The sequence below is a fragment of the Burkholderia sp. 4NA327C6 genome (assembly GCF_005502655.1).
GTDB lineage: Bacteria > Pseudomonadota > Gammaproteobacteria > Burkholderiales > Burkholderiaceae > Burkholderia > Burkholderia contaminans.
This window is the reverse complement of the sequence record NZ_SCNZ01000020.1, coordinates 128,310-145,329: the sequence shown is the minus strand read 5'-3', so window position 1 is coordinate 145,329 and position 17,020 is coordinate 128,310. Positions and strand designations below refer to the sequence as shown.

The 17,020-nt window shown below is 62.1% G+C and carries 13 protein-coding genes; 9 read left to right on the top strand and 4 right to left on the bottom strand.

Features of this window, described 5'->3' with window-relative positions:
* Window positions 1-521 precede the first annotated feature (521 nt).
* From FFS49_RS21330 to FFS49_RS21320, 3 genes are all read left to right on the top strand, one after another.
* Complete coding sequence (locus tag FFS49_RS21330; RefSeq protein WP_105817869.1) at window positions 522-1,442, top strand: proline dehydrogenase family protein; 921 nt, start codon at window positions 522-524, stop codon at window positions 1,440-1,442.
* Window positions 1,443-1,735: 293 nt separating this feature from the next.
* Window positions 1,736-2,086, top strand: coding sequence for a VOC family protein (locus FFS49_RS21325; protein ID WP_039353214.1), 351 nt, complete (start codon window positions 1,736-1,738; stop codon window positions 2,084-2,086).
* Window positions 2,087-2,366: 280 nt separating this feature from the next.
* Window positions 2,367-3,167, top strand: coding sequence for a phosphodiesterase (locus FFS49_RS21320; RefSeq protein WP_105817868.1), 801 nt, complete (start codon window positions 2,367-2,369; stop codon window positions 3,165-3,167).
* Window positions 3,168-3,569: 402 nt separating this feature from the next.
* Here the strand turns inward: FFS49_RS21320 and FFS49_RS21310 are convergent, their stop codons facing one another.
* Together FFS49_RS21310 and FFS49_RS21305 are read right to left on the bottom strand one after the other, a co-directional pair.
* Window positions 3,570-4,091, bottom strand: coding sequence for a DUF2867 domain-containing protein (locus FFS49_RS21310; RefSeq protein ID WP_071336266.1), 522 nt, complete (start codon window positions 4,089-4,091; stop codon window positions 3,570-3,572).
* A 244-nt stretch (window positions 4,092-4,335) separates the two neighbouring features.
* Window positions 4,336-4,965, bottom strand: a complete 630-nt coding sequence (locus tag FFS49_RS21305) for a TetR/AcrR family transcriptional regulator (protein WP_039353219.1) — start codon at window positions 4,963-4,965, stop codon at window positions 4,336-4,338.
* A gap of 451 nt (window positions 4,966-5,416) precedes the next feature.
* On the opposite strand from FFS49_RS21305, the gene FFS49_RS21300 reads away from it, so the two are divergent.
* Window positions 5,417-6,547, top strand: coding sequence for an alpha/beta hydrolase (locus FFS49_RS21300; protein WP_105817867.1), 1,131 nt, complete (start codon window positions 5,417-5,419; stop codon window positions 6,545-6,547).
* Window positions 6,548-6,950: 403 nt separating this feature from the next.
* Window positions 6,951-7,685 (top strand): hypothetical protein, encoded by a 735-nt coding sequence (locus FFS49_RS21295; protein WP_105817866.1) that lies wholly within the window; start codon window positions 6,951-6,953, stop codon window positions 7,683-7,685.
* Window positions 7,686-8,359: 674 nt separating this feature from the next.
* On the opposite strand, the gene FFS49_RS21290 is transcribed toward FFS49_RS21295, so the two are convergent.
* Complete coding sequence (locus FFS49_RS21290; protein ID WP_105817864.1) at window positions 8,360-9,055, bottom strand: helix-turn-helix transcriptional regulator; 696 nt, start codon at window positions 9,053-9,055, stop codon at window positions 8,360-8,362.
* Window positions 9,056-9,217: 162 nt separating this feature from the next.
* Here FFS49_RS21290 and FFS49_RS21285 point away from each other — a divergent pair, with 162 nt between their 5' ends.
* Complete coding sequence (locus tag FFS49_RS21285) at window positions 9,218-9,592, top strand: nuclear transport factor 2 family protein (RefSeq protein ID WP_105817877.1); 375 nt, start codon at window positions 9,218-9,220, stop codon at window positions 9,590-9,592.
* 145 nt (window positions 9,593-9,737) lie between these two features.
* On the opposite strand, the gene FFS49_RS21280 is transcribed toward FFS49_RS21285, so the two are convergent.
* On the bottom strand, window positions 9,738-10,658 hold the full coding sequence (locus FFS49_RS21280; RefSeq protein WP_105817863.1) for an alpha/beta fold hydrolase: 921 nt from the start codon (window positions 10,656-10,658) through the stop codon (window positions 9,738-9,740).
* A gap of 462 nt (window positions 10,659-11,120) precedes the next feature.
* Here FFS49_RS21280 and FFS49_RS21275 point away from each other — a divergent pair, with 462 nt between their 5' ends.
* The 3 genes from FFS49_RS21275 (at window position 11,121) to FFS49_RS21265 (ending at window position 17,017) form a co-directional block, all read left to right on the top strand.
* Window positions 11,121-12,260, top strand: coding sequence for an ATP-binding protein (locus tag FFS49_RS21275; protein WP_105817862.1), 1,140 nt, complete (start codon window positions 11,121-11,123; stop codon window positions 12,258-12,260).
* A gap of 435 nt (window positions 12,261-12,695) precedes the next feature.
* A complete protein-coding gene (locus FFS49_RS21270) occupies window positions 12,696-13,853 on the top strand; it encodes an efflux RND transporter periplasmic adaptor subunit (protein WP_105817861.1) in 1,158 nt (385 codons plus the stop codon).
* Window positions 13,854-13,873: 20 nt separating this feature from the next.
* The gene (locus FFS49_RS21265; RefSeq protein WP_105817860.1) at window positions 13,874-17,017 is read left to right on the top strand and encodes a multidrug efflux RND transporter permease subunit; all 3,144 of its coding nucleotides are present in this window, start codon (window positions 13,874-13,876) and stop codon (window positions 17,015-17,017) included.
* Window positions 17,018-17,020 lie beyond the last annotated feature (3 nt).

Below are 17,020 nucleotides of genomic sequence, written 5' to 3'. Positions count from 1 at the left end.
GGTTTGGGGATTGGCGAGCAAGCTGTGTGCCGCGCTGGCGGGCTGGTGCCGGCGAGATGGCCAGGTTTGCGCGGTGGCTTTCGGACTACGGGTTTACCTTGAGCCGCGATGGGCACGACGTCGGGGTAGAGATCTTCCGCGGAATCGTTGCTCGAAGACGGCAACCGGCCAAGATGAGACATCGGGCAGGAGCACGGCAATTCTTGACCATCGCAACCTCAACGCGCCGCGCATCGGTCCATGACCGCCGTTCGTTCGCTCATGCTACGATTCGCAGTGCCTGATCGACAAACGAAAACAGGCATTGACCCATCCGTAGCGAACTGCAGCAGACCCCACTCAAGCAATGTACGCAGCTGCCTGGCCTCCCTCGAAAACGCACTGAAAGCCGGTGTCGATGCAGTGATTGCATCCGCGTTGGCATTCGTCCCGGACCTGTTGCCAATAACAGTCCGGGGATCTCGCTCGAATCGACTTATCGCGTCCAGATTCGTGCGATTGCATTTTCACGAGACCACGACATGCGTATTTTCAATACGATGGCGGCTCACGCCATCCCGCTCGTTCCCCGTTCGCTGATCCGTAAGATTTCGCGCCGCTATATCGCTGGCGAAACACTTTCCGATGCCCGCGCGCGCATTCACGCGCTCCACGCAGCAGGCTTCCGAACGACCGTTGATGTGCTGGGCGAGACTGCGTCGACGGTCGCTCAGGCGGAGTCGATGACTCGCGACTATCTCGATCTCGTTCACGCGCTTGGCGTGCATAACGAGCCTGCCGAGCTGTCGATAAAACTGACCGCGCTGGGGTTGCATCTCGACGAAGACGCATGCACGGCGCGCGTCGCGTTGATTCTACGAGCGGCGGTAACGCACGGAATCAGCGCGTGCATCGACATGGAGGACATCAGTTGCACCCAGAAAACACTCGACACATTCTTGAAGCTCGAAGCCGACGCACATCCAATCGGAATCGCGTTGCAAGCGTATTTGACGCGTACGAACGAAGACATCGTTTTGCTCAACGCTCGCAAGAGCCGCATGCGCATTTGCAAGGGAATTTATGCGGAGGCAAATGAGCATCTCGTCGCCGGTGCATCGAGGGATCGGACAGCAATCAACGCGCACTTTGCTCGGCACGTCGTGAGTGCGATTCAGGCGGGATCATTCGTGGGCATTGCAACCCACGACGCACAATTGATCGACTCGCTAACCAACTGGCTGCAACGCGAGCAGGTCGATAGGTCACGATTCGAGTTCCAAATGCTGCTGGGGGTGTGCGAACCGCTGCGTAACGCTTTGCTTTCGCAAGGATTCAACGTGCGCGTCTATGTGCCATATGGTCAGGACTGGTATGGCTACAGCACCCGGCGAATCAGGGAGAACCCACGTATTGCCGGATATATCCTGTCGGCGATGATACGTCGTGATCGGATTCGTTAGCCGTTGCGGCATGCACCGTGAATCGGAACGAGCCGGATCGTTGGTCCGGGTTCGAACGACAGCTGCCGAGAGGGGCGACTGAACGCTTCGGTCGGCTACGGCCGACCGTGTCGGGCTGCATCCGGCCAGGAAGCGACGTTCCTACGTGACAATCGTACATCCGCGTATGGACGGTCATGCCTGTTGAAGGCATGACCAAGCGTCAGTCACTGCATGAGTCTGATGGACGCTGCTGTGATCCAGTTATTTTGGCGTCTGATACATTCAGCTGGAATCCATTTCGGGGGTATGTCATGAAGCTTCGTACCGTGTATTTGAAGGTGAGTGATATGGGGGAGTCCACGTCTTTCTGGGAGCGACTTCTCGGATATGGACCGCTTAAGCAGTCCGGCAAGTGGACTGAATTCATGATCGGCACAAACAGACTGGGCCTTTTGTTGAACGATTTTGGAGATGAGATAAAAGGTAGCAGCTCCGTGCCTGTCTTTGAGTTCGAAGAAAATGCGCTGCACGAATTCGTGAAGCGGGCAACAGAAAACGGAGCCTCCGTCGTGATGGACGGATTGAAGATCGAGTCCATGAAAAGCATCGTATTGAGCAGCCCGGACGGACACGAGTTCGAGCTTTGCATGTGCCGCGACTAACCGACAGCTTCGCAGTTCGCGCATGTCGTACGTACGACCGCTTGCCGGCAACGAAGGGCCGTTGAAAGAGCCGCGACGAAAGTCCCATCCGGGACGAAAGCGCCTATTCTCCGTGCCTGACAGCCGACGTTCTGTGCAGATGCTCAGCCGAACGTCCGCAAGTTAGCGTCACGCGGAGCAAGCTCGTTGCCACAGAAAGGCTCTGTCGATGGGCGAATTTTGTTCGGCCCACAATCTCTGTGATCCATGTACGGGCAGGTCAAATTAAACGGAGCGCTGAATGACGGTCATCGCACAACTTTCGGATATTCATGTCCGGCCTCACGGTGTCCTATATCAAGACGCTGTGGATTCGAATGTCATGTTTTCGGCAGCCGTCGATTCGCTGAACCGCATTCGACCTGAGCCGGACCTGGTCGTCATCTCCGGCGACCTTACGGACGAGGGCACCGAAGACGAGTATCAAAAACTTCGCGAATTGCTTGTCGCGTTGAGGCGACCGTTCGTGGTTCTGCCGGGTAATCATGACGACCGTGGCAAGCTGCGAGCCGCGTTCTCGGATCACGCGTGGCTTCCGAACGAGGGTGCACTCTCGTTCGCGCTAGACGTGGGCGAACTACGCCTCGTGGCGTTGGACACCTCCGTTCCTGGACTACATCACGGTGAACTAGACGCCGATACCTTGGCGTGGCTCGACAGTGAACTGACCGAGCATCGCAGTCGAACCGTGGTTATCGTCATGCACCATCCACCGTTCATGACCGGCATTCCTTATCTGGACATCTACGGGTTGCGAAATGCGGATGCATTTGCCAGGGTTCTTGCGCGGCATAGCAACGTGGATCGCATTCTTGCCGGGCACGTCCATCGGTCAATGCAGACGCGTCTCGGGAGCGTTCCGGTACTCACCTGCCCGAGCACGACCACCCAGATTGCGCTGCGAGTTGAAGCGGACGCGCAGCCCGCTTCTTTTCTCGAACCGCCTGCATACATGCTGCATCGCTGGACAGGTCGCGGTCAGTCGGCGGTCTCCCACTTGTGTTACGTGGGGCATTTCGAAGGCCCGTTCCCCTTCGCGTAAGCGCCCTCGTCAAGTACACAGCGGCATGTTATCGGCAAGCAACGACCGCTTGTTACCTCCGAGCAGACATCTCGACTTTCGACGTCAAGCTCCGCAACGGGTCGAAGTGTGAAGCCCTTCTCGCCTGGTACAAGAGAATGCGGGAACGCCCGAGTGCCAAGAACCAGCCGGCATTTGCCTGAAATTGCAGCTGTGGCCTGACTTCATTGATGAACGACTACTCTTCGGTCGCTTCGGTTGCAGCGGCGGGGCGACCGGCACCCATGAGTTGGACTACTGAACAACTCGATCTCGACCGGATGACTACGACGCCAGGAGATGAGCCTTCACGGGTTCGACGGAAGCCACGTTGAGGTCAGGTCGTCTACGGCCCGCTGGAAGGCGCGTTGATCGGAATCGCCGCTACCGGCCTGGCCATCCGGCCTTCTGTGCCCGGTCGAGCGAGGCTCGCACGACCAGACGATGGAACGGAGCGATAACGCCAAGATAGGCCCGACCCAGCAGGCGGTTGTAGAAGACCAGCGTCGTGACGATCAATCGCTGGGGCCGGTCCTCGGACGCAGGCTGCACGAGAACCGACATGCGGAAATCAAGATGCGTGTCGTCCTCGCCCAGAATGATCTCGTCTTCATGTCGTTCGAACACGCGGAAAATACTGAGCCGGTCGCCCTTCGCGACTTTCAGATCGATCGCTCTTTTAAGGCCGAATGGCCATACGGCAATGTCGCGAACGCCCAGCAGCATCGCGATCCACTTGGGTTGCCCCGCAAAGATGTATCGAGCGAGAGACTCTGCGTCGTTGCAGGCAGTCGTTGGCAAGTCCACCGAAAATGCGTCGGCAAAATCAGCGTTGCCGTACGACCGGCTCAGCCGTGAGGTTGCCGGCAGGCCGATCGGTTCAGCCTTCGTCGAATTCGTCTGCATGCCCATTCTCCATGCGTTCAAGTTGCCCGGCTGCCTCGGCGCGGTCCAAGCGAACGCAGGCGAGAGAATCAGCGTGACATATTCGCGCTCGAACCGAAGCCAACCTGATCGTGGCGGTCGCAATGAACAATGACAAGACGTTCATCCGGCGGCTGAGCGTCTGCGAACGGACATTCGCGAAAGACCGACGCTCTTCACAGGATGATCGGTGCCAATTTCGTCCGGCCGAGAACATTGGACCGGATCACCTCTCGGGATCGGCCCACCTTTGCACACTCACCTGTGCCAGCGCCTCGAATATAGCGGGCGTGCGTTCCAGGCGGGCGATCGTCCGCGCGCCTTCGAGCGCGGCGACCAACGCGGCTGCGGTAGAGGACGCGCGCGTGGGAGCGAAACCGCACCCCCTGAAATGCTCCGCAATGATCTCGGTCGACTCGACAAATCCGCGCGCGACCCGTTTGGTCAGCTCGGCGTCGAGCGCGGGCAGCTCATTCGCCAGATTTTGCATCAGGCATCCGTACTGGAAATCAGAGGCGACCATTTCGGCCGCGAATGCCTTGAAAATCTGATGAACAAAATCCAGAGCATCACCCGTCGTATTCGACGAGATCTCACGCAATACAGCAATTCGATTCGCAATGTAATCATCGATTGCTTCTTCTGCGAGTTGTGCCTTGCCGCGTGGAAAGTGAAAGTAGAACGATCCTTTGGGCGCACCGCTTTCTTCAAGGATCTGGGTCAATCCCGTCGCAGTGTAGCCCTGGATGCGAAACAGTCGCTGGGCGGTGGCAATCGCGCGAGCGCGGGCGTCAGTCTTACGTGGCATGCGGCGAACATAGCACGTTTCGCTTGATGATTCTATGGCGATTGGCATAGTATGGTGATCACCATACCAGGAGCCCGGCTATGCCCCTCGACCCGATCGCAAGTCAGGAAAGTTCGTTCAGTGCTACACAGCCTGCCCGGATGGCGGCAGGAATGGCTGAAGCCGAAGGTGAAGCGTGCGGGTTTCCTCGCTCACCGTATGCAGCGCGCCTTCTTGTGGGGGCTGATCGCCCTCGATTGCCCGGCAGCCGTGCGAATTGTTCGCCGCGTGCGTTTTCGCTGAAGCTGAAGGCAGCGCTTGCACGGGGACGGGGCGTTCCGTCATGAGTCGCCCACTTCGCTTCGGGCCATCGGCGTCGCGCCGAGCCTTTCTGGCAATGGGCGCGGTCAGCCTGTTTGCGTCGTTGATTCGGCCCGCCCGCGCAAACCCCATGGGAGGAATTGACTTGTCCACCTCAACATATGGCGATGGAACGCTTCCGAAGCGGGTCCGCTCGCGCATGATCCACGGGGTCAACGGCCTCGATGTCCATATTCTCGAGGCCGGCTACGAGAACCCCGGCCGGCCGCTCGCACTGCTTCTGCACGGTTTTCCCGATTTGGCTTACGGGTGGCGACACCTGATCCCGATTCTGGCTGACGCCGGCTACCACGTCGTGGCACCCGACCAGCGGGGTTTTGGTCGCACCACCGGTTGGATCAACGACTATGACGCCCCGCTAGCGCCCTTCAGCTTGTTGAACATGACGCGTGACGCGCTCGGACTGGTTCTGGCGTTGGGGCATCGGCGTACGGCAATGCTCGTCGGGCACGACCTCGGCTCGCCCGTCGCGGCCTATTGTGCGCTAGCCCGACCTGACGTCTTTCCCTCGGTGGTGCTGATGAGCGCACCGTTCCCCGGCCCACCGACGCTTCCGTTCAACATTGCGGAAAGCGACACATCGCCGGTTCAACCGAACACGGGCAATCAAAAGTTGGCGGCTGCGCTGGCGGCGCTCGACCCGCCGAGAGCGTATTACCAGCAATACCTGAGCACACGGGAGGCGAACCATGACATGTGGCACCCCCCTCAAGGCTTGCACGCGTTTCTTCGTGCATTTTTCTACGTCAAGAGCGCCGACTGGCCGGGAAACAAGCCGCATCCGTTGAAGGCGCCAACCGCGGCAGAGCTTGCGCAAATGCCCACCTATTACGTCATGGATCTCGGCAAGACGATGCCCGAGACCGTCGCTCCATTCCACCCTTCTGCCGCCGAGGTCCTGGCCAGCAAATGGCTCACCGAGCCGGAACTTCGGGTGTACACGGAAGAATATGGCCGCACGGGGTTTCAAGGCGCCCTGCAGGCTTATCGCGTCTTTTCCGATCCTGACCTGAACGCCGAGTTGCGCCTGTTTTCGGGCAAGACGATCGATGTCCCGTCGCTCTTCATTGGCGGCAAGCGCGATTGGGGTACGTATTCGGCGCCGGGCGCGCTCGATCTGATGAGGACGAAGGCGACGACGAGAATGGGAGGCATCGAGCTGATCGACGGCGCTGGTCACTGGATCCAGCAGGAGCAGCCGGTGCGGCTCGGCGAGCTCCTGCTCGCCTTCACCAGGGAGGTGGTTGGGGCGGATCAGTCCGGCAGTTAGGTCGGGGAATGGCTATCGTTGCGCTTGAAAATATCGCCCGGCTTCCGGACCACCGTCCCTTCAGGTCCGTCACGTTTCAGTGAAGCGCGTTGGGTTGGATGGCTCAGGTCCGGCACTGGCCTCAGGCTCTGCTGCCCTCGATCGAGGAGTGAGTACCACATGCTCCCCGACGTGGAACGACGTCTCGGTGCCAGATTCACTTCGCGGCCGAAAGACGTTCCACAGCGGACACCTGCTTCGCGTCGGTCCCAAGGACCGCATCGGGTCGGGTGCAGCCGCCCACGTCGGGCGGCAATCGGCCAGTTGCCGGACATCAGGACCGGTTGAATCCGCAGCCAGTTTCGGTCAGTCGACATCGCAGACTGGATCGTCGACAATCGCTCGTCATCTGAGAGTACGAACTATGCGCTTTCGCTCCCTGTTTCACTCGCTCAACTCGACCCAAGGGGCGCGGCAGCCAACCGGATCTATTCAAAGGACCATCGATTGCCAGTTGGTGGGCCATCCGGAATTCCAGATTCGAGTCTCCGATCGTGCCATTCCCGCCCAGGACATCAGTTGGTTATTGCGCTACTTTGAACGACAAGTCGCCGACGGCGAACGATTTCAGGCCGGTGAGACCATCCAGATCGGGTGGATGCTGACGAGGCTAGAGGCCACGGCGGACGGCTTCCTGCGGCTCACAGAGCCTGATATGAAGGCGGTTCCAATCAAGTTCATTGACTCGGTCGACAACACATTGAAGCACTTGCGCAACCAGAAAGATGTGGTCGAAAGTATTGGCGCCACTCTGGAACCAGACTTCCCGTCGCTGCAGCAGAGTGCGGTTGTAGACGTCGAGTACAAGAGCGCCAGTCGCCTGCTGCTGACGCGCGATCTCGCTCACGGAGCAGACTCCGGGTGGTCGCTCACAGTTCCACGCGAGGAAGTCGGTTCACAGTTTCTCAGGATTTCGCTTTATCAGTTGGGCGTCGACCGGCCGGATCTGATCAAATTCTTTGCCTTGTCGCCTGGCCTACAGGTTCACCTCGATAATCTGCAAATTTGCGTGACCGGACCCGACGGCGAAATTCAACCGGCACCAGGCTCGTATCTTGAAAGATTGAAAAAGCACCGCATTCAACGTTTCGCGGAGTAACCGTTTAGGAGGAGTGCGATGCCGGCTCCGAGCCGGAAGTGAAGTTCGGCGCTGCTAAAGAGTTATCCGTTCTCCGGCCGGCGACGAACTTCCAGATTCGGCTGGGAGCGTTCGTTGGAAATTGGTCGCAAATAGCATTCTTTTGTGCGTGTGTTTCACGTCACATTTGGCCTTTTGGAGGCAGGCATGGATGGAATAGCCAAGGCACTTGTACTCGCCGTTAGGTACATCGATCAGAGGAGCAAATTGCACACAGAGGACGACGACGTCAACGCACTTGAGGAGATCGGATCCGCACTTGCAGTCGCATCGACAGCAGAGCGCATTGTCTTTGCCCGGATGGCAACGTCTCTTGGTTCCCCTGACCTAGTCGCGCAGTTCGGTTTGGATTTGCCGCAATGACCGCCTTGCACAAGCCAAACATCTGATCTGGGCCGACATTGAGGATGGCGTGGTTCCGTGCGGAAATAGACACCGTATCTGGGTGATCAGCAGCCGCCTTTGAGCATTCTCACTGGCCGCAGCCCGAAGCCGCTACTCGCAGGCACAGGGTCACGTCCGGAAGCGGACGTTCGACTTTACGCCCCGATCGTCAACGATCGTCCGCCCTAACGTCGCAATCGCGGCTGAAGCACTGCTGCTCAGAGTGGCATCACTGATAGATCGCTTGCAGTTCAAGCGATGTTCAGAAGCTTCCCAAACATCTCGTTTCCCTTTGGGGTAACGCTGACAAGCCGAGACTTCGGCGAACGGACAATCCAGCTCTGATCGATGTACAGACGGAGCATGTGCGTTCCCAGGGCTCCGCCCAGATGCGGCTGTCGTTGCGTGAGATCGGCACATGGTCGTGCGAACACACGCCGTTCTCCCTGCGCCGAAGCCAGGTCAATGCCCATCGCATGCAATTGCCGTTCGCCGAGCCGGGTGGCAACCAGCTCAACGCCTTGGCGTCGCAACCAACGCGCCTTCGTCATCGAAGCGAGTACGCGCACCGCGATTTCCCCTGCCAAGTGGTCATAGCAGGTGCGGGCATACATGAATGCCTCGGTGGGCGAGTGCGCCGATCCGAGGCACTGCGGCAGGCCCAACTCCGTTCCCGATGCCAGTGCGGCCATGCTCTCGATCATGCACGCCACTTCCGTACTGGCAATTCGAAAATAGCGATGGCGCCCTTGCGCTTCGACGGCCAGCAAGCCGCCCTCGACCAGCTTCGTCAAGTGCGCACTGGCCGATTGAGCCGATATGCCCGCGTGGTAAGCCAATTCGCCCGCCGAGCGCGCGGATCCGTCAATCAATGTCCATACGATCCTCGTGCGTGCCATGTCGGCGAGGAGTCTGGCGACTCGTGCAATATCGGGCGTATCGTCCATAGTTCACCGTCCGATGAAACGTTCGCGAATCTGTTTCGCCGATACTAGCATTGCGAACCGTGCGGAATTGCGCTGCGACCAGGCCAAGTCATCTACCGACCGAGCGCATGACTGCGCACGAGCAATACCTCACACACCTCATTCTTGCAGGGGGAACGCAACATGGAAATCGACGGAATTCAGCACGCTTTGCAGATCTACTTTGACGTAATGTACGAGTGCGACCTGAACAAATTCGACCAGGTATTCCATCCGTCGAGTTCACTCTTCACCATGAAAAATGGCGAGTTCAACCTGCGTTCGTTTGCTCGATATCGTGAAGAGATTGCCGCTCGAAAGCCGCCAAAAAGCATCCAACAACCTCGCATGGATGACATCCTGCAGATCGAGATGCTGTCATCCGAGATTGCGTTTGCGCAGGTTCGCGTGCGCATCTTCGAGAAGGTCTATGTCGACAACCTCAATCTGCTGAAATTTGATCAGAATTGGATGATTGTCGCAAAGATCTTTCACCACGCGGAGACGATCGATCCCTAGCCGTCGGCAATACGACGTGCCGTAGAACGGCTACACCTCAACTGCTTACGCAGCGTCTGGTGTGTTGCATCGACGGGTTGAATCCGCTGTCGGTAACGGCCGTCGCAAGACCTTGCTTCAAACAGGACGCCCGACCCGATTCCCCCTACTTCATCGCCACCAACGGCCCGACAAACGCCTCGAAGTGCGGCAACCAGATCGGTATCGCGTCCTTGACCGCAAACATCCCGTGCCCGTTCTTGCCGAACGGCGGTTCGACAATCATCTGCCCGCGCCCACCTGCCCCCTGAAACGCGGCGAACCAGGTCGCCACCACCTCCGGCGCGAAATACTTGTCGTTCTGCACGTAATGCCACAGCACCGGCACCCGCGTCGTACTCGCGAAATGCCCGATCGTGTCGGCCATCTGCTTCGGATCGCACGGCATGCCGGGATGAGTCGTCGGGTTCCCGCCACGTCCACCCGAGAAGTTCACCACCGCGACCACGCCTTGCGGCGCGTAGCTCGCCGCCGCCAGCGAAGCAAAACCACCCGCCGATTGCCCGACCAGCACGACACGGTTTCGATCCACCTGCGGCAACGTCTGCGCATACCGCACGGCCGCGAGCACATCGCGCGCGGCCTGCTGCCCCGCAGTGAGGTAATCGGGATGCCGGCACGAACCCGCATCCTCTTCGTCGACCCCGCCCGTCGCCCCATACCCGCGGCGGATCGGCACGATGACCGCGAAACCGAGTTGCACGAACGTCCGGATCTGCGGCAACGCGCGATAGCGGCGCACCTTCGGCCGGTCGCGCGGATCGGGCGGGCTGCCGTGGCTCAGCACGATCAGCGGAAAGGGCCCGGGGCCGTCCGGCATGTAGGTGGTGGCGACGATGTCCCGCGTGCCAGCCCCTTCATCGACCGGGACCTTGACGACGGTTTCATGCAGATCGGGCGCGATGGACGTATCGTCGACCGCCGTCGCTGCACAGCCAACGACGGAAGCGATCAACGCGCCCGAGATCAGCACGTGACACAGGCGAATGGCGATCCGGTTTCGGTTTCGACGAACGACGATGCTCATGGGTGATCTCTCCACGAATCCGCAGCCGACGGCCCACGCTGCCGCGACGCATACGGCGAAGGCGTCAGTGTATCCGGGCGGCGATCTCGCCGTGCGCCTTCCAACGCACACCGAATCATCGTTCCATCCGATGGAAAATTACGTGCGGTAATATTGCGATTCGATGAAGTGAAAAGCAGGATCCCAAGCGGACACCATGATTGAAGAACCCATACCGTCCCGCACACATCGCGCTGTTCAGCCGCCCTCCCTGTCGGTCGGGAACCATCCCGTCGATACAAGCCCGGCCTTTTCCGGTCTCGAGCGACATCGCACCTCCGACACACCTGCCGCGGGAAACCTCGACGCCCCGACGCATACCGCTCGCCCGCCTCGATCACACCCCTCCCTTGACGCCACGACCATCCAACCGCGCGACTATCCCGTCGTGAATCGACGCAACACCACGCTTGGGAGCACGAAATGAAACTCGGTGGGCTAGGCCGCAAGATTGCGGTGTCGATGGCGGAACTGGCGCTCGGCATCATGCTGATCGTCGTGCTGATGACCTATGTTTTTTACTATGTGATGCTCCGGCACTGGGGCGAGTTCTGCCACCAGGCAAGCTGGATTCCGTCCACCCCCGAGTGGATATGCCTGGGCATCACGCTCCTGATCGGCCTGATACTCGCCATTGTCGTGTCGACCCGGCTCGCACATCGGATCCTGGTGCCGCTCAACTCGGTCGCGGACAGCATTCGTCGCGTCGCCAGGGGCGACCTGACCGCGCGCGCCGTCGCCGGCGATCGATCGATTCGCGAAGCCGCGCTGATCGCGGACGACTTCAATGCGCTCGCGGCCCAGCTGCAGCGCATGACGGACGAACAGGCGTTCTGGAATGCCGCGATCGCGCACGAACTGCGTACGCCTGTCACGGTCCTGCGCGGGCGGTTGCAGGGGCTGGCGGAAGGCGTCTTCCAGCCGGGCGAGGCGCTGTTCCGAAGCCTGTTGACCCAGGCGGAAGGATTGACGCGCCTGATCGAGGATCTCCGCGTGATCAGCCTCGCCGAAAGCGGGCATCTGAGCGTGAGCCTCCAGGAGACCGATCTGGCGGAGCACGTCAAGGCGGTCGTCGAGATGTTCGAGGATTCGCTGGCCGCGGCCGGTCAACACATGGTGCTCGATCTCGATACGCGGCCCGTGCATTGCGACGCGTTCCGGATGCGCCAGGCGTTGCTCGCGCTGCTGGAGAATGCACGGCGCTACGCGGTGCCCGGTGCGATCCGCATTCACACACGGGTCGAAAACGGTACGTGCCACTTACAGGTCGAAGACGAAGGGCCGGGCATTCCGGCCGATTACGCCGCGCAGATTTTCGATGCATTCCGGCGCGTGGACGATACGCATTCCGACCAGAAGGGCGGCAGCGGCCTGGGGCTGGCCGTGGTGGCGGCCATTGCGCAGGCGCACGACGGCGAAGCATCGTGCCGCCCGACCGCGCGCGGCGGCACGTCGTTCGCGTTGCACTGGCCCGACCGCCCCGCATCGGCGCACACAGCCGCGCCGAGCCGGAAGGACCCGCCGCCCACCACGCAGCGCACCGTCGATACCGACCCGCGATAAACCGCCCGGCGAGCGGTCGACGCGCCTTGTGCGCCGGCCGCCGCCCCGCCCCCTTGCGCCCCGGCCGCCCTTGCAGCGGAACGGGAGGTGCGCCGGCCCTGATCCATACCCGCGTCGCCCCCAACGAAGCGAACCTCTCACCATCATCCCCCGGGCACCGGCCCGGGTATGCCGATGGCACGCACGGCCACCGGCATTTCATCGGATGATTGCGGCATTCCGGGACGCCCGCGCCGTCTCCCCCGCTTCCTGGTAGCGCCAAGCCGCCCCGGCGTCCGTCATCTTCCGGCTCGCCCCGCCGCCGGACCACCCTCCCGCCAGGCTTTCCCCCCTCCATCAAACCTCCATCTTTCCGCACAAAAAACTCCATCGGGCGCACGCACACTTCGATCCGAAAATGCGGGCCGCTGGGTGCCTGCGTCCCATGGAGTCCATATGAAAAATCAGAAACGAGCCTGCTACGGCGCCGTGTGCGCGCTGGTAGCGGCGATGCTGGCGGGCTGCGGGCCCTCCGAACAGCAGGCCGCGGCGCCGGCCACCCCGGTTGCGGCGATGACGCTGGCGGGCGCGCCCCTCGACCTGACCGAAGACCTGCCGGGCCGCGTCGCGGCCGTCCGGATCGCCGAGATCCGGCCGCAGGTCAGCGGCATCGTGCAGCGGCGGCTGTTCGAACAAGGCACGGAAGTCCGTGCCGGCCAGCCGCTGTTCCAGATCAACCCGGCGCCGTTCAAGGCCGACATGGACACGGCTGCGGCGGCCCTGCAACGCGCGGAAGCCGCGCTTGCGCGGGCCAAGGTGCAGACCACCCGGCTCAAGCCGCTGGTCGAGGCCGACGCGATCAGCCGCCAGGTGTACGACGACTCGGTGTCCCAACGCGACCAGGCGGCCGCCGACGTCGCGCAGGCCCGTGCGACGCTCGCACGCCGCCAGCTCGACCTGAAGTTCGCGACCGTCGAGGCGCCGATCACGGGCCGCATCGACCAGGCCCTCGTGACCGAGGGTGCACTGGTCGCCAGCAGCGACAGCCAGCCGATGGCACGCATCCAGCAGATCGACCAGGTCTACGTGGACGTGCGGCAGCCGGCCGCGTCGCTCGAATCGCTGCGCGGCGCGCTCGCGGCCCGGCCGGACACCGCGGGCAACGGGCTGCCGGTCGACGTGCTGCGCGACGACGACTCCCGCTACGACGTGAAGGGTCGCATGCTGTTCTCGGGCGTCAACGTCGACCCGGGCACCGGCGACGTGCTGCTGCGCGTGCTGGTCGACAACCCGAAGCGCGAGCTGTTGCCGGGCATGTACGTGCGTGCCCGCATCCCGCGTGGGCATTACGAGAACGCGCTGACCGTGCCGCAACAGGCGATCGTCCGCGCGGGCGGCAAGCCGCAGGTCTGGGTGCTCGACGCGAAGAGCCAGGCGCACCTGAAGTCCATCGAAGTAGGCGAGCTGACGAACCGCAGCTATCGCATCAAGTCGGGTCTGCAGGCAGGCCAGAAGGTCGTCGTCGAAGGCATGGAGCGCCTGGTCGACGGCGCGCCCGTGGCGGCGACCGACTGGAAGGCGCCTGAAGCGGTCAAGACCGCTTCGTCGCACTGAGTCACGGGGAGCCTCCAGCCATGTCCCAATTCTTCATCCGGCGCCCGGTCTTCGCGTGGGTGATCGCCCTCTTCATCATCCTGCTGGGCCTGATCGCCATCCCCGAACTGCCGGTTGCACGCTATCCGTCGGTCGCGCCGCCGACCGTCACCATTACCGCCACCTACCCGGGCGCCACGCCGCAGACGATGAACGACAGCGTGCTGAGCCTCATCGAGCGCGAGCTGTCCGGCGTCCGGAACCTGCTGTACTTCGAATCGGCGTCGGATACCTCCGGCCAGGCGAAGATCACCGCGACCTTCAAGCCCGGCACCGATTCGGCGATGGCGCAGGTCGAGGTGCAGAACAAGCTCAAGTCGGTCGAGCCGCGCCTGCCGCCCGTCGTGCGGCAAAACGGCGTGATCGTGGAGTCTGCCTCCACGGGCTTCCTGTTGTTCGTCGGCCTGAAGTCGGACAGCGGCCGCTATGACGAAAACGCGCTGGCCGACTACATGGCGCGCAACGTCGTCGAGGATCTGCGACGTGTCGACGGCGTCGGCAAGGTGCAACTGTTCGGCTCCGAACAGGCGATGCGCATCTGGGTCGATCCGCAGAAGCTGATCACCTACGGCCTGTCGATGAACGACCTGACGAACGCCGTCGCCCAGCAGAACGTGCAGATCGCCCCGGGCAGCCTCGGTGCGGCGCCCGCCCTGCCAGGCCAGCGCGTCACCGTGCCGCTCACCGCGCAAGGCCAGCTCACGTCGCCCGAGCAGTTCGCGAAGATCGTGCTGCGCGCGAACGCGAACGGCTCGAAGGTCGTGCTCGGCGACGTCGCGCGGGTCGAGCTCGGCCCGCAGTCGTTCACCTTCGTCAACAGCGAGAACGGCAAGCCCGCGACCTTCGCCGGCGTGCAGCTGGCTCCGGGCGCCAACGCGGTGAAGACCGCCGAGGCCGTGCGCGAGCAACTGGACATGATCGCCAAGACGATGCCGGCCGGCATGACCTACTCGATCCCGTTCGATACCGCGCCGTTCGTGAAGATCTCGATCGAGAAGGTGATTCACACGCTGCTCGAAGCGATGGTGCTCGTGTTCCTCGTGATGTACCTGTTCCTGCAGAACGTGCGCTACACGCTGATCCCGGCGATCGTCGCGCCGGTGGCGATGCTCGGCACCTTCACGGTCATGCTGATGACGGGCTTCTCGATCAACGTGCTGACGATGTTCGGCATGGTGCTCGCGATCGGCATCATCGTCGACGATGCGATCGTCGTCGTGGAGAACGTCGAACGCCTGATGGTGGAAGAAGGCCTGTCGCCGAAGGACGCGACGATCAAGGCGATGAAGGAAATCACCGGCGCCATCATCGGCATCACGCTGGTGCTGACGGCCGTGTTCCTGCCGATGGCGATGTCGAGCGGTTCGGTCGGCGTGATCTATCAGCAGTTCACGATGTCGATGGCCGTGTCGATCATGTTCTCGGCCCTGCTCGCGCTGACGCTGACGCCGGCCCTGTGCGCGACGATGCTCAAGCCGGTCGAGCATGGCCACCACGAGAAGCGCGGCTTCTTCGGCTGGTTCAACCGCCGCTTCGACCGCATGACGAACTGGTACGAAACGCGCGTCGGCAAGCTGCTCGGCCGCACGGGCCGCGTGATGCTGCTGTTCGTCGCGCTTTCCACCGCGCTGGTGTTCGGCTTCCGCATGCTGCCGTCGTCGTTCCTGCCCGAGGAAGACCAGGGCTACTTCATGACCGGCTTCCTGCTCCCGTCGGATTCGACCGTCGAGCGCACGGGCGACGTGGTCAAGACCCTCGAGAAGCATCTCGCATCGCGTCCGGGCATCGAGTCGAGCATCTCCATCATCGGCTACGGCTTCTCGGGCCTCGGCTCCAACGCGGCGCTGAATTACGCGGTGCTCAAGGACTGGGACAAGCGCGGAGGGGCAAACGCGATGGACGAAGCGATGCAAGCGCAGGCCGCGATGGGCGGCGTGACGGAAGGCACGGTCATGAGCCTGTTGCCGCCGGCGATCGACGGGCTGGGCACCAGCTCGGGCTTCACGATGCGCCTGCAGGATCGCGCGAACCAGGGCTACGCGGCACTCAAGGCGGCTGAAGCCAAGCTGCTCGAACTGGCCGCGCAAAGCAAGGTGGTGACCGGTGTCTATCCGGACAGCCTGCCGGCCGGTACCAGCGTGAAGCTGGATATCGACCGCGAGAAGGCCGAAGCGCTCGGCGTGTCGTTCACGACCATCAGCGACACGCTGTCGGCCGCGATGGGTTCGACCTACGTGAACGACTTCCCGAACGCGGGCCGCATGCAGCAGGTGATCATCCAGGCGGATGCCCCGGCACGCATGCAGATCGAGAACGTGATGAAGCTCTACGTGCGCAACGCGACCGGAGGCATGGTGCCGCTGTCCGAAGTGGTGCGTCCGGTCTGGTCGGAAACCCCGCTGCAGATGGTGCGCTTCCAGGGTTACCCGTCCGCACGGATCTCCGGCGGCTCGGCCCCCGGCTACTCCAGCGGCGCGGCCATGGCCGAGATGGAACGTCTGGCCGCTCAGTTGCCGCCGGGCTTCACGGTGGCGTGGACCGGCCAGTCGCTGCAGGAGCGCGAGTCGGCTTCGCAGGCGCCGATGCTGATGGCGCTGTCGATGGTCGTCGTGTTCCTGGTGCTCGCGGCGCTCTACGAGAGCTGGGCGATTCCGCTATCGGTGATGCTGGTGGTGCCGCTCGGCCTGATCGGCGCGCTAGGCGCCGTGATGCTCCGCGGGATGCCGAACGACGTGTTCTTCAAGGTCGGGATGATCACCGTGATCGGCCTGTCGGCGAAGAACGCCATCCTGATCGTGGAAGTCGCGAAGCAGTTGCGCGAGGAAGGCATGGGGCTGATCGAGTCGGCCGTGAAGGCATCCAGGCTGCGTCTGCGCCCGATCCTGATGACCTCGCTCGCGTTCGGCCTCGGCGTCGTCCCGCTGATGATCGCGACCGGCGCGAGCGCCGAAACGCAGCACGCGATCGGCACCGGCGTGTTCGGCGGCATGGTGACCGCCACCGTGCTGGCCATTTTCTTCGTTCCGGTCTTCTACGTGTTCGTGATGAGCATCCAGGAACGCATCTCGGCATGGCGCGCATCCGGCAAGAAGCCCGCCGCCGTGACCCACGAACATGAAGGTTGATGC